Here is a 13,433-nt window from a genome sequence, read left to right as displayed (position 1 = left end):
GTTGGTCGCGATCATCAGGCGAAGCCGGTATAGATGTCACGAAGTGACCGCTCCGCGCGTAGCGGTCCCGGCCGGAAGGCCATTCTCTTAATCTAGTCCTTGTAGAGGAGCACGCTACGTGCGTGGAGTTTGTCGAGGAACTGTTTTACCTCGGCGGCGATCTGCGACGACTCGGTTGCGCTGTGCTTCTGCTGGAGTTGGGTTGTGATTGCTTCGACGGAGCGCTGGCCGTCGATGAGGGCGATTATTTCGCTGGCTGCGCCCTTGAGTCGAAGCGCGCCTTCGGGGACCAAGAGCATCGCTTCGTCAGGGGAGACAGTGCGGACGCGACAGCCTACTGCAAGACGCGGGATTCTGGTGCCTGCGACGGGTTCGCTCATTATTCCTCGGGACGGAAGACGTCTGGTTGTGGAGGAAGCGATCCGGGTTCGACGTAGCAGTATTGGAGTGCGTCGAGCTGCGCCCAGAGGAGAGCACACTTTCTTTCGAGCGAACGAACTACCAAGGATTGAAGGTGCGGAGTGTCGGCGTGTTCCGCTGCGTAGTCGAAGGCGAAGGCTGCGTCTTCGGGAGCCTGGGTGAGCCTGCCGTGGAAGTAGGCGAGACCGTTTTGAAGCCAGGGGTAGTGTTTCGCGAGAGCGTCCATGCGCAAGGCGATGAGCTGACCGGCGAAGAGTTCGGTGAGCGAAGAAGAGACAGCTTCGAGGAGAGTGCTGTTGGTGACGAGGTCGATATATGCGTCGACTGCGTAGCGAACGCCGGGGAGGATGGCGTGGGTACTGATGACGTAGTTGCGATCGAGGCCAGCGGCCTCTGCGAGTTGCAGCCATTTTTCGATGCCACCGACGCCGGTGTCGCCGTCGTGGTCGATGATGCGTTTTCGCCAGGCGCGGCGGAGGGCTACATCTTCGGACTTCGAGAGGATGATGGCGTCTTTGATTGGGATGCGGCTCTGATAGTAGTATCGGTTGAGCACCCAGGCCTGCATCTGGCCGCGTGTGAGCTGGCCTGCGTGCATCTGCAGATGGAAGGGATGCTTGTGGTGATACATTGCCTCGCCTACCTGCTGGAGGCGTTGGCGCAGCTCGGTTTTACTCAACAAAACCGGCTCTGTTTGATCTAAAGCGTTATCTCTAGTCCGTCCCATGCCACTTCCCAGCCTGCGTCCTCGACTGCGCGACGCTCCGAACTTTGTTCCTGCAAGATCGGGTTTGTGTTGTTGATGTGTGTGTAGATTTTGCGAATGTCTTTCAGGTCCTTCAGAGTTTCGAGTGATCCGTCTGGACCGTTGATTGGAAGATGGCCCATGGAGCGAGCCAAAGGTGTTCCGGGTTGGATTCTTTGGAGTTCGTCGTCGGTCCAGAAGGTTCCGTCGATGAAGATAGTGGAACACGTGGAGAGTAGCTGCTTCAAGGGAGCGGACACGGACGGAAGTGCGGGGAGGTATGCAGCACGGGCTCCCCTGGAGTCCTCGAGGATGAGTCCGATGGTAGCGGCGGTTGGGTCGAGGGCAGCGCGGTCTGCTTCGCTGATATAGGTTGGCAGGCTGTTGGATAGCGCGATTGGGGTGCAGGTGAGGCCGCCGCCTGCTTGAAAGCTGACGTTCGGTTCGATCTCGGTCCAGCGGGATTGTCCGGGGAGACGATCGAGCATATGGAAGAAGCTGTTTTTCTGGAGGATGCTGATGACCGGGCGCGTGGCGTAGATGCGGACGGGGGTGAACTCGCGCATCAGGAGGAGGCCGAGGACGTGGTCGAGGTCGGCACTGGTAAGGATGATTCCGGCGACTGGAGTGTTGCGCAGGCCCTTTGCTGGGTCTGGATGGATTTCAGAATTGTTGATGAGTTGCTGGCGGAGATCGGGGGAGGCGTTGATCAGGAACCAGGTGTTGTCGTCAGCGGTTACGGCTAGCTGTGACTGGGTTCTGGCTTGGATGTGGGGATGATGCTGGCGGAGAGAGGTGCAATTGGCGCAGGTGCAGTTCCATTGGGGAAGGCCGCCACCTGCGGCGGCCCCCAGGATTTTAATGCGCACGGAAACTCTGCTTAGAGTTCTACGGGAGCGTAGGAGTTGATCTCGCAGTTAAGGGATACTTCTTCAAAGTCGGGCGTGGCCCAGGTCGGCTGTGTCATTCGGTGGAACCTCTCGGGAAGATCTGAGACTGCTGTTCCTTAGAGTACCGTATTTGGCGGTTGGTTGCTAGAAAATGGCAAAGGCGTGCTGCGCGCACGGCGCGATCTGCCATCGAGGCTGGCGCGCCTTCGGCGCCTTGACTGCTGGGTACGGTATTCTGCGGTTCTGTGGTTATGACGAATGAGACAGTGACGAAGTTGGCGGGTGAAGCGGCTGGGGCGACGCCGGCGATGCGGCAATATTTTGCAGCGAAGGAACAGTATCCCGACTGCCTGGTGTTCTGCAGGATTGGGGACTTTTATGAGCTGTTTTATGAGGATGCGATTCTTGTCTCGCGCGTGCTGCAACTGACGCTAACTGCTCGCGATCGAGAGAAGAAGCAGCCGATGTGCGGGGTTCCCTACCATGCGGCTGAGGTGTATCTGCAGAAGCTGCTGCGCCTGGGATACAAGGTTGCGATGATGGAGCAGATGGAGGACCCGAAGCTGACCAAGGCGGTCGTGCGGCGTGAGGTTACGCGAGTGCTGACGCCGGGGACTGCGCTCGATCCGACGTTGGGGGCGGAACAGAGCAATTATCTGGCGAGCGTGGCGGTGTTGGGTTCGGGGGTGGGGCAGGTTTGTGGGTTGGCTTTGCTGGATCTTTCTACGGGGGAGTTTCGGGCTACGGAGTTTGCTGGCGGCGGATGGGCGGCGCTGGTGGATGAGTTGGGGCGGGTGCGGCCGGTGGAGTTGCTGTATGGGACGGGCCTGCTGGGTGGCGTGAATTTGGCGGGGGAGAGCGAAACGGCGGCGGGGCTGGATGGGATTCGGACGAAGACGGCGGTGGAGGAGTGGGTGTTTACGGCCGATTATGCGGTGCCGTTGGTGCGGAATCATTTTAAAGTGCATTCGCTGGATGGGATGGGGTTGGGTGGGCATGAGGCTGCTGCGGTGGCGGCTGGGGCTCTGCTGCACTATATGCGGGCGACCAAGCAGGGTGGGCTGGAGCATGTGGATGGGCTGCGTTTTTATGAGCGGTCTACTTGTCTTGAGTTGGATGCGGTGAGTGTGCGGAATTTGGAGCTGGTGGAGCCGCTGTTTTCGGGCGAGTCAGTGCAGACTACGCTTTTTTACACGATGGATGCTTGCTGTACGCCGATGGGAAAGCGGTTGTTGCGGGCTTCGTTGCTGCGGCCGGCGAGTGGGGTGGGGGAGATTGAGGCGAGGCTGGAGGCAGTGGGTGAGGCCGCGGGGGATCTGCGACGTCGGGAAGAGCTGCGGCGGTCGATGGATGGGGTGCTGGATTTAGAGAGATTGCTGGGGAGGGTGGCGCTGGATTCGGCTGGGCCGAGAGAGGTGATGGCACTGGCGAGGACGCTGGATTGTTTGCCAGGGGTGGTGGCGGCGGTTCGATTGTTTGAGAGTGCGAGATGGCGGGAGTTGGGTGCGAGTGTCGATCCGTTGGAGGATCTGCACGAGATGATTGTGCGGACGATTGTGGAGGAGCCGCCGGTTTCGCTTGGGGATGGTGGGGCGATTCGCGAGGGAGTGGATGCGGAGTTGGATGAACTGCGGGAATTGAGCCGCAGTGGGCGGCAGGCGCTGGCAGCGATTGAGGAGAGGGAGCGCGAACGAACGGGGATCGGGTCGCTGAAGGTGCGGTTTAACAATGTGTTTGGCTACTACCTTGAGGTGACGAAGGCGAATGCGAAGGCTGTGCCGGCGGACTATGAGCGGAAGCAGACGCTGGTGAATGCGGAGCGGTTTACTACTCCCGAGTTGAAGGAGTATGAGACGAAGATTTTGAACGCGCAGGAGCGGAGTGGGGAGATTGAGAAGAAGATCTTTGCGGAGTTGCGACGGCAGTTGCTGGAGGCCGCGGGGCGGATGCGGGAGACTGCGAGGAAGATTGCGGAGATCGATCTGCTTGGTTGTTTTGCGCATCTGGCAGCGCTGCGTGGTTGGGTGAGACCGCAGGTTGAGGAGTCGGGAGTGCTGGAGTTTGTGCAGGCGCGGCATCCGGTGGTGGAGAGGCGGATGGAGGAGTCGGGGAGTGGGCGGTTTGTGCCGAACTCGGTTCATCTGGATGCGGATGCGGGACCGGCGGTGCTGCTGATTACGGGGCCGAATATGGGGGGGAAGAGTACGTATCTGCGGATGGCTGCGCTTCTGGTGGTGATGGCGCAGATGGGGAGCTTTGTTCCGGCGGAGAGGATGCGGCTGGGGTTGGTGGATCGGATTTATACGCGCATTGGGGCTAGCGATAATGTGGCGCGGGGGCGGTCGACGTTCATGGTTGAGATGACGGAGACGGCGGCGATTTTGAATACGGCGACGAACCGCTCGCTGGTGCTGCTGGATGAGATGGGGCGTGGGACTGCTACTTATGATGGATTGAGTTTGGCCTGGGCGACGGTGGAACATCTACACGACCGGATTGGAGCGAGGACGCTGTTTGCGACGCACTATCATGAGCTGACGCTGCTTGCGGATCGGCTGGCGAGGCTGACGAATCTGCGGGTGACGGTGAAGGAGACGGCGGGGGGGATTGTGTTTTTGCATACGGTAGAAGCAGGGCCTGCCAGTAAGAGCTATGGGATCGAGGTTGCACGGTTGGCTGGCCTGCCTTCTGGTGTAATTGCGCGTGCTCGCGAGGTATTGAAGGTGCATGAGCGAGCGGAGACGCAGCAGGTACGAGAGGCTTCGCCTGCGCAGGGGGCGCAGATGCAGATGACTATGTTTACGCCGTTGTCGCAGAGGATTGTGGATCGATTGGCGGAGGCGGATGTGGATGGGCTGACTCCGAGGGATGCTTTGAATTTGCTGGCGGAGTTGCAGAGGGAGTTGAAGGGATGATGTTCTGCCGGACGAGCCCGCTACGCGCGGGGCGGTCACTTCGTGACTTGTATACCTTTTGTGGTGATGTCCAATGCATTGGACCGGGCGTTGCCCGGTGTCATTCGGTTGGGGAGGCTTTGTGAAGAGCTTGGTGGTAGCTGGAGTGATGAGTGGTACCTCCGCGGATGGAGTGGATGTTGCGATCTGCAGGATTTCGCCTCCGTCGGTGGCTGGTGGAATGCCGCGTATCAAACTGCTGGGACATTTGGGATTGGCGTATCCGAAGACTCTGCGGGCGGCGGTGCTCGCAGCGATGGATGCCGATGCGATTTCGGTGGCAGAGCTTGCGCGGCTGAACTGGCGATTGGGTGAGGTGTATGCGGATGCAGTGGCAAAGGCGCAGGAGAAGTTTGGGGTGAAGATAAAGCTGGTGGGTTGTCATGGGCAGACGGTGTACCACCAGGGGGCTTCGGAGAAGTATCTCGGGAAGGCGACGCGCGCCACATGGCAGATGGGCGAGGCCGCCGTGATCGCGGAGAGGCTAAGGATTCCAGTTGTGAGCGACTTCAGGCCGGCGGATCTGGCTGCTGGGGGACAGGGCGCTCCGCTGGTCCCTATGCTGGACTACTGCATGTTTCGCTCTGCGAAGGTGAGCAGGGTTTTGCTGAATCTTGGCGGGATTGCGAATGTTACCGCTGTTCCGGCTGAGGCGGGAGTGGATGCGGTGATGGCGTTCGATACCGGTCCGGGAAATATGGTGATCGATGCCTGTATGAAGAGACTGTATGAGCGCGACTTTGACCGTGGCGGTGCGGTGGCTCGGACAGGGCTCGTGCTGCGGGATGTGGTGGAGATGATTCTGAATGAACCATACTTCTCTTCCCTGCCGCCAAAGTCTTGCGGGCGAGAGCAGTTTGGAGAGACGTTTGTTTCGCGATTTATTGCGATGTGCCGGAAGGCGGCTGGGAGTGAGGATCGAGATGAAGATGTAGTCGCAACCGCTACTGCTTTGACAGCTGCGTCGATTTTGAAGGCTTATCGGAAGTTTTTGTGGGGGCACGTGGGCCAGGCAGCTCCGCTGTCTCCGGTGGAATTCGTAATTTCAGGAGGAGGGGCGAAGAATGCTTCCTTGATCGGACTGCTGACGGAAGGATTGGAGCCGATGGGAGTGAAGGTGCGGTTGATGGAGGAGTTGGGGGTTCCGGCACAGGCGAAGGAGGGGGTTGCGTTTGCACTGCTTGCGTGGTTGAGCTGGTTCAATCTGCCTGGAAATATTCCTGCGGCAACTGGGGCACAGAGAGCCGTGGTGCTGGGTAAAGTGACGCATGCTTATTAGCTCGAGGGGTGATACTCAAAGTCAGATGAGGGCATCAGGGTTCTCTGGCGTGCTCCGGACGAGATGACGATATCTTTTTTTAGTGCGAGCTCTACCGCGATTTTGGCTGGAATCCGACGACGATGGATTTGCATGGTCTTTATGGCTGTGTCTGTTGGAATCACTGGGTGTCGTGGGCGAGTGGAAGAGCCGGGGTCGGTGGTTGTGATTATTGAGAGCAGTCCGAATAATCTGGACTTGCGGGTGGGAGCGGATGCGCAGTCGGAACGTGTGGGTGGGCTGATCTTTGATGCTCTGGTGAAGAAGGATGAGCACTATGAGTTGCAGCCGTGGCTGGCAAAGAGCTGGGAGCAGCCTGATCCGTTGACGTGGGTGTTTCATCTGCGCGATGGCGTGCGGTTTCATGATGGAACGCCGCTTGACGCGGAAGATGTTGCTTATACGATCAGGAGTTTGATCGATGGTTCGGTTGTTACCGCAAAAGGCGGGGGCTTCGCGGCGGTGGACAAGGTTGAAGCGAGAGATCGGCTGACGGTTGTGGTGCATTTGAAACGGCCTGATGAGGGGCTGTTGTTCAATGTGAGCGATGGCTTGTTTGGCGTGGTGCCGCGTGGGAGCGGGAAGGATTTTGGACTTCATCCGGTGGGGTCGGGGCCGTTTCGGTTTGTAAGTGCGGTGCAGGATAAAGAGGTGATCGTTGCGCGGAATCATGAGTACTGGGCGGGGATGCAGGAGGTTCCTGCCGGTGCGCAGCGGATTGAACAGGTGCGGTTTGAGGTGGTGCCGGATGCGATTACGAGTGCGTTGGAGCTGAAGAAGGGATCGGCGGACCTGGCCAGCAACGTGGTGACGCTGGATATGGTGCATGCTCTAGAGAGTGCACCGAACCTGAAGGTGGAGTCGGGGGGTGGGTCGCCTGTGGTTTATGTGACATTTAATGTTACAGATCCGTTATTGAAGGATAAGCGGGTGCGACAGGCGATTGCGTGTGCGATGGATCGGCAGGCGATTGTGGATGCGATTTGGCGGGGACAGGCTCGGCTGGCGGATACGTTGCTGCCGGAGGGACACTGGGCGGCTGCGAAGGATGCGGGGTTAGCGCAATATCCGCATGATGTGGCGCGGGCGCAGAGGTTGCTGGAGGAGGCGGGCTTCCCTGCTGGCAAAGATGGTGTGCGGCTGCGGTTGACAATGAAGACGAGTACGGATGAGACGACTCGGCTGATGGTGACGGTGTTGCAGCAGCAGCTGCGAGCGGCGGGGATTCGACTCGAGATAAGGTCAGGGGAGTTTGGGACATTTTATTCCGACGTGACGAAAGGTGCGTTCCAGATGTATGCGCTGCGATGGATTGGGAGCAATGAAGATCCGGATATCTTTCGGTACGCGTATGCTTCGAGCAGCTTTCCGCCGAGGGGGGGAAATCGAGGGCGGTATTCGAATGGGCGCGTGGATGCTTTGCTGACGGAGGCGGCGGCTAGTTCGGATCGGGCGGCGAGGAGAGCCGATTACGTTGAGGTGCAGAAGATTCTGGCGGAGGATTTGCCGGGAATTCCGATGTGGTATCCGAATAATGAGGTGATTCATACTCGGCGAGTTGAGGGGGTTGTGCCTCGTGGGGCGGGGAGCTTTGATTTTTTACGGGATGCCTGGGTGCGGTAGAGCTGAGACGTGCGTTGGTTGTTACGACCGCTCGCTGGGCAGGTTCTTCAGGGCCCATCGAGTGATCTCTCCCAGGAAGATTGAAGTGCTGATCTCCTGTACGCCGGCTTTTGACCGCAGGGTCTCGATAAGCCCAACCAGCACGCTTTGGTCTTTGCACGCGACGGGAAGACGGAAGTCTAGTGCTCCGTCATGCTGGTCATACTCATAACTCCGGGAAGTTTGAGCGCCGCCGTTTCCAAAGGTTCGCAGGGACTGCGGATGTGGCTCGATACAGCAAACGGCCAAGCGCCGCAGAATTGGAGCCTGAACATTCAATAAATGAGTTCAATCGTCTTGCTCCGCACCACAGCCGACTAGTTGTGGTGCGGAGCAAGTTGAGAGCGACCGTCCGATTCACAACGAGAGTTCCTAATGCTCCATGAGCCTTCGCTAGTTAGCATAGCTATCTAATGACGTGGTAGCCATTCCCTGCTTCGCTACCTCTAATCAACACCGCGCCGTGGTCAGCGAACCGTGACCGCAACGGGGAGAGAATTGGATGGCGTATTGTTCTCGTCGCCGGAGTATTGAGCAGTGACCTGATACGTTCCCGCTTTCACTACCGTAGACGGAACCGTAAGAGTTGCCACACCCCCTGAGAGTTCGGCAGAACCGATGGAAGCCGTGCCGAATAACAGCCTCACCTTCCCCGTCGCGGTGCCGGGCAGGTTTGGTCGGGCAACGGAGATCTTATAGCTTCCGGATGACCCCGCATTGATGGTTGTCGGCCCGGTGAGGCTCGTGGTGGTTGTGGCCTTAGTAATCTTGATGGTCTGCGTAGCGCTGATTGCCTCGTTGTAGTTGTCGCCGCTGTAGGCGGCAGTCACCACGTAAGTGCCGGCGGAAATCTTGCCGAAGTTCGCGACAAAGCTGGCCATGCCACTGCTGACAGATGTGCTTCCAAACTTATAAGTAGGGCTGCTGAACGTTACAGTTCCGGTCGGACTCGGAGCTCCCGTTTTGCCGAGCAAAACACTGAAGGTCGAATCCAGACCCTGTGTCGTCGTAGTTGGACTGGCCCGGAATGTGATGGCTGGGACGACTTTGATATCCAACTTGGCATTGGCGGAGACTGAGTTGACGAAGGCAGTGGAGCCGCCGTAGGTCACGTGCACCTGGTAGACGCCCGGAGCTATGGTGGTGGTTGGCAACGAGAACGTTGCTTTTCCATTAGAGAGCGTTGCGGTTGAGAGTGTCTGACTGCCGACGATCAGACTCACGCTTCCTACGGGGAGATTGGTGCCGACGTGCGCGGCAACCGCCACAGATATCTTTGCTGTCTGCCCTTGCTGAATCGTAGTCGGAGCGCTTTCGATAGTGGTGACTGTTGCCACTTTGTTCACCTGGACGGTTGTGGTCGCTGATTCGACTCCGCCGCAGGTGAACGAATAGGTCACGCTGCCGCTGCCTACTGGAGTAACACTCTCATTTCCAACGATTGGACGTAGTCCAGCGGCTCCGTTCCCTCCGAAGGTGCCGTCAGTGCTGCGGACCAAGCATACGGCCGCGTTGTTGCTAAACGCATTGTTTACCGACCACGCGAGGGAGAGTGGCACACCGACGTAAGCCGAGGAGGTGCTCGCGGCCAACGTGATAGCGGGTGGGAGACCAGTGTTCAGCTCGTAGAGAATTCCTGAGGCGAACCCACTCGAGTAGGTGGCTCCATAGAGGTTGCCATCCTGCCCTTCCATCACTCCGTACGGGCTGATGGCGAAATCGTCGTATGGGTTTTCAAAGCTGTAGATTCTGTTTGCATTCCCGAAGGTATCCATCTGGAGCGCTGTGCCGCCGGGGTTGCTGCCACCATACGACGGCGTGAGGTAAATGTAGCCGTCACCTGCGATCAAGGGACGACCAAGGTCCACATCGCCGCCCTCAACAAACACATATGGGTAAACCGATTGGCCGAGAGCCGCAAGCGGGGTCAACGTGGATTCCGCGCCGTTCGGTGTGATTCGGAAGAATGCACCCTGAAGACTGAGCTCACCGCCGCAGCATGACGTTCCGTATAAGTTTCCGTCCTGGGCTTCCACTAAGTCTGCCGATGGAGAGGATCCATCCAGAGCCGAGTAGAAATTTGTGAAGTTGTAGAAGGCTTTGAAGCCGGTGCCGTCGATGTTCAGCACAAACGCTGTTCCCCATCCGAACGTTCCGCCGTAAGCCGCGGTCCCGTAGAGGCGGCCGTCGCTGGCAAGGACGAGACCGCCCGTCACACCGGCGCCGTCCTGCTCTCCCGTGAATGAGTAAAGCGTCTTGAAGGTGTTCTTCGTGTAGTTCCAGCTCCAAACGCTGCCGTCTTTGTAGACACCATCGGAAAATGTTGTTCCGTAGAGCGTTCCGTGGCCGTCGTCGATCATGTCACCATACGGCGTTCCGCCGTGCTGAAAGCGATAGAGAGACGTAAAGACCCCGGTGGAGATGTTGTAACGAAAGATGCCTCCGCCTGGAACTTCGGTCGCAGCGGGACCGAATCCGATTGTTGTTCCGTACAGGTAACCGTCTGCGGCTTGAATCAACCCGCTTACCGGAACAGTCCCATCCTTGTCGCAGTCCAAACTGTAAAGCGTAACGTAGACCTGCGTCGCCGGATCGAAGCTAAAGATGGTGCCACAGCCATTTTTCCCGCCTGCCGTCGTGGTGCTGTATAGCTTGCCGTCGCTGGCGAACATGACAGGCCCATCTGGACCTTGGCCGTCCAGGCTCGTGGGTACGTTAAAAGTATGGAGCACTGCAGGACTGACCCCGCTCGAAATCTGCAGCGTAGGAGTGTTTGCTACTGCCGCTTGAGGCTTAACCGGCATGTTTGCCGGAGGTGCGAGATGGCGCGCGCCCGGGATAAGACCGGCCACACCCTCCGCGAGCTTCTCTTTGACTGCCTGGTTCGATTGAGCGGCAGACGGCAGAGCCGCTGCAATTAGGGCGAGTACTAGGACCGGAACCTGCTTCATACGTTTCACCATCCCCTGTCATCTTCTGGAAAGGAAAACGCGGTCGCTGTGCGTTACTTTGCGCCCGCGTTTGCCCAGGTTTTATTTCGTAGTTACGGTGACAGTTTCGCGAGGGGAGGACGACGCCGCATTTTGCGTATCCCCCAGGTAGGCAGCGCTGTAAGAATACGTTCCTGCAGACACTCCCACGGTTGAACTCTTGATGACCGCCTTACCACCGGATAAGGTTGCGCTAGCGACGACCTGTCCGTTTCTCAGCAGCTGCACCGTACCGGTTGGGGTACCCGGTATGTTTGGCTTCGTCACAGCAATGTTCGCTACCAGCTGGTTGCCCACTACGACCGACGATGCAATTCCCAGCGTTGCGATGGTGCTGTCCTTGGCGATGGTCATCGTTTGCGCGGCAGACGCTGTCGTGTCGTTGACATCCCCTTCATACTTAGCGGTCACTGCATAGGTCCCGGCTGCATATTTGCTCGTGTCAATCGAGACGAGAGCTGAACCGGAGCTGAGCACCGCGCTGGTGATGGTTTGGTTTGCAATGGAGAAGACGACAGAGCCGCTCGGAGTTCCAGCTCCGTTGGTCACGGAGACCATTAGAGTGGCTGGCTCGCCATCAGCCAGCTTGGCGGGGGTTAGAGTGAATTTGACGACAGGCGTGGCCTTCGTAACCGCGATCTTCGCAGCCTTTGAGATCGAAGCGGCATACTTCTGATTTCCTTCGTAACTCGCCTGAACACTGTAGTTGGCCGCGGTGAGCTTGGCGGTCGCGAATGAGATGTGCGCGACACCATTTGTTACTTCTGCTGTAGCAATTGTTTTCCCTCCAGAGACGAGATCAACATTGCCTGAAACCTCTCCGGATGGAGTTGCAACCGAGACGTCAATCGCCCCCGTCTGTCCATAAACCAGACTCGTTGGCGCAGAGGTGATTGTTGTCGTCGTCACAATCTTCGGCAAGACGTCTACTGTCGCAGTTGCCGTCTGCGAGCCGCCGCAGGTGAGTGCGTAGAGGATCGTTCCCGACTTAGCCGGCTCAACCGTTATGTTTCCGGTGATCGACTTCGGACCGACGAAGCTGCCATCAGAGCTCGAGGCGAAGCATATCTTCGCTGAATCACTGAAGGCGTTCGTCACGCCCCATGTGAGCTTGACCGTCTGATCAACGTCTGAAGTCGTTGTGCTTGCAGTCAGCGTTATAGCAGGAGCAATGCCGGCTTCGATCTTGAAGATGTCACCGTTCTGGTGTTCGCCGCCAATGATGGTGCCACCCCAGAGGTTGCCGAGTTGGTCCTCCAGCACCGCGGCAGAGGGAATGCCGGAGGTATCGCTGGCTCCGACTACGGCGAAGTCATGTACGTCGGTATAAACGCCTGCAGTTGTGAAAGCCATCAACTGACCGTAATCAGTAGGCCCTCCCTGCGGGCCGACCACGTAGAGTTTTCCGTCACCGCCAAGTGTCGGGGAACCGTGCTGTGGATTCACACCCTGACCGGCGCTGAGGCTAAAGGCGTAGACCTGCGTGTAGGTGGGGTCGGCTCCATTTGGCGTGACCTTATATAGCGTGCCGCATCCGTTGCTGTTGTTGTTCGCCGAGCAGTCCTTGCCCCCGTAGAGAGTGGTGCTATAAAGCGCATGGTCGGGGCCTTCGACAAATCCCTGCACCGGAGAATACCCGTCGGTGGCACTTGCACCGAAGTTATGGATCACCTTGAAGTCGGTTCCCTGGACGTCCATAGACCAGGCCACGCCATCGCCGAAACCTGTACCGGTGTGATCCGTTGGGCCACCGAAGCGCGAGGTGCCGTATATTCTGCCGTCGCTCGCAACGAGGATACCGCCCCAGGGGAGCTTTCCATCGACGCCATTGGTGAAGTCGTAGATATCGGTATAGGAGTTGGTCTTGTAGTTCCACGAGAAGATATTCCCAAGGCCGTACAGTCCGTCGTCTGAGGTGCTTCCATACAGATGGCCTTTACCATCATCGATCAGTTGACTGTAGGAGCCGCCACCGACGACAAAGTTGTAGACCGTTGTGAAAACTCCCGTGGAGAGGTTGTACTGGAAGATCGTGCCGCGATAATTAGCGCCCCCCGAATCAGTTACTCCGTACAGGTTTCCATCGAAGGCTTCCATGAGCGAGGTGACTACGGTCGCGCCGTCGGGCGTAAACCCGAAGTTATGGATGTCGGTGTAGGTGCCATCGGGAGTCAGCTTGAACAAGACTCCGTTCATCAGCGTTCCGCCCGACACGGTCGCGCCGTAGAAGTTCCCGTCGCTGGCGAGCATGAGGCTGTTGGAAGAGCCTTCGCCGTCCGGCGCGCAGCTTCCACCGCAGTGATAGGCTCCTTCAAAGCTGAAGACATCCACGATGGCAGGCTGGGTGTAGGCAGAGGAGAATGCTTCCGGCTTGCTCTGCAGCGCCGCGGCAGGCAAGGCAGATGCGGCCATGATGGTGGCGGCGGTAGTGGCTTGGATCAGTCGACGAATCAT

General features: G+C 58.2%; 9 protein-coding genes. 3 read left to right on the top strand and 6 right to left on the bottom strand.

The genetic code is table 11. The annotated features are described in order from the left end of the window. Positions 1–92: 92 nt before the first annotated feature. The 4 genes from pqqD to pqqA are packed head-to-tail and all read right to left on the bottom strand — an operon-like array spanning position 93 to position 2,132. Positions 93–380: a pyrroloquinoline quinone biosynthesis peptide chaperone PqqD gene (gene pqqD / locus RBB77_RS11855; RefSeq protein ID WP_353061963.1), complete on the bottom strand. Its 288-nt coding sequence runs from the start codon at positions 378–380 to the stop codon at positions 93–95. Then, the gene (gene pqqC, locus RBB77_RS11850; protein WP_353061962.1) at positions 380–1,099 is read right to left on the bottom strand and encodes a pyrroloquinoline-quinone synthase PqqC; all 720 of its coding nucleotides are present in this window, start codon (positions 1,097–1,099) and stop codon (positions 380–382) included. The genes pqqD and pqqC overlap by 1 nt, the downstream gene beginning before the upstream one ends. Positions 1,100–1,119: 20 nt before the next feature. Continuing rightward, positions 1,120–2,034 carry a pyrroloquinoline quinone biosynthesis protein PqqB gene (gene pqqB, locus RBB77_RS11845; RefSeq protein WP_353061961.1) on the bottom strand — a complete coding sequence of 305 codons (915 nt, stop codon included), beginning with the start codon at positions 2,032–2,034 and terminating at the stop codon, positions 1,120–1,122. 11 nt (positions 2,035–2,045) lie between these two features. Continuing rightward, positions 2,046–2,132, bottom strand: coding sequence for a pyrroloquinoline quinone precursor peptide PqqA (gene pqqA, locus RBB77_RS11840; protein WP_353067615.1), 87 nt, complete (start codon positions 2,130–2,132; stop codon positions 2,046–2,048). Between the two features lie 174 nt (positions 2,133–2,306). On the opposite strand from pqqA, the gene mutS reads away from it, so the two are divergent. From mutS to RBB77_RS11825, 3 genes are all read left to right on the top strand, one after another. After that, a complete protein-coding gene (gene mutS, locus RBB77_RS11835) occupies positions 2,307–4,970 on the top strand; it encodes a DNA mismatch repair protein MutS (protein ID WP_353061960.1) in 2,664 nt (887 codons plus the stop codon). A gap of 121 nt (positions 4,971–5,091) precedes the next feature. Continuing rightward, on the top strand, positions 5,092–6,288 hold the full coding sequence (locus RBB77_RS11830) for an anhydro-N-acetylmuramic acid kinase (RefSeq protein WP_353061959.1): 1,197 nt from the start codon (positions 5,092–5,094) through the stop codon (positions 6,286–6,288). Positions 6,289–6,429: 141 nt separating this feature from the next. Then, positions 6,430–7,950: an ABC transporter substrate-binding protein gene (locus RBB77_RS11825; RefSeq protein WP_353061958.1), complete on the top strand. Its 1,521-nt coding sequence runs from the start codon at positions 6,430–6,432 to the stop codon at positions 7,948–7,950. Positions 7,951–8,456: 506 nt separating this feature from the next. Here RBB77_RS11825 and RBB77_RS11820 read toward each other — a convergent pair. Together RBB77_RS11820 and RBB77_RS11815 are read right to left on the bottom strand one after the other, a co-directional pair. Next, positions 8,457–10,940, bottom strand: coding sequence for a choice-of-anchor tandem repeat GloVer-containing protein (locus tag RBB77_RS11820; protein ID WP_353061957.1), 2,484 nt, complete (start codon positions 10,938–10,940; stop codon positions 8,457–8,459). Positions 10,941–11,021: 81 nt separating this feature from the next. Then, on the bottom strand, positions 11,022–13,433 hold the full coding sequence (locus tag RBB77_RS11815; RefSeq protein WP_353061956.1) for a choice-of-anchor tandem repeat GloVer-containing protein: 2,412 nt from the start codon (positions 13,431–13,433) through the stop codon (positions 11,022–11,024).

The sequence above is a fragment of the Tunturibacter psychrotolerans genome (genome assembly GCF_040359615.1).
GTDB lineage: Bacteria > Acidobacteriota > Terriglobia > Terriglobales > Acidobacteriaceae > Edaphobacter > Edaphobacter psychrotolerans.
This window is presented reverse-complemented; position numbering and strand designations above follow the sequence as displayed.

Excerpts from the sequence above, each read along its gene's own strand:
- mutS (WP_353061960.1), top strand. The coding sequence starts at position 2,307 with ATGACGAATGAGACAGTGACGAAGTTGGCGGGTGAAGCGGCTGGGGCG.
- RBB77_RS11825 (WP_353061958.1), top strand. The coding sequence starts at position 6,430 with ATGGCTGTGTCTGTTGGAATCACTGGGTGTCGTGGGCGAGTGGAAGAG.
- pqqA (WP_353067615.1), bottom strand. The coding sequence starts at position 2,132 with ATGACACAGCCGACCTGGGCCACGCCCGACTTTGAAGAAGTATCCCTT.
- RBB77_RS11820 (WP_353061957.1), bottom strand. The coding sequence starts at position 10,940 with ATGAAGCAGGTTCCGGTCCTAGTACTCGCCCTAATTGCAGCGGCTCTG.
- RBB77_RS11815 (WP_353061956.1), bottom strand. The coding sequence starts at position 13,433 with ATGATTCGTCGACTGATCCAAGCCACTACCGCCGCCACCATCATGGCC.
- pqqD (WP_353061963.1), bottom strand. The coding sequence starts at position 380 with ATGAGCGAACCCGTCGCAGGCACCAGAATCCCGCGTCTTGCAGTAGGC.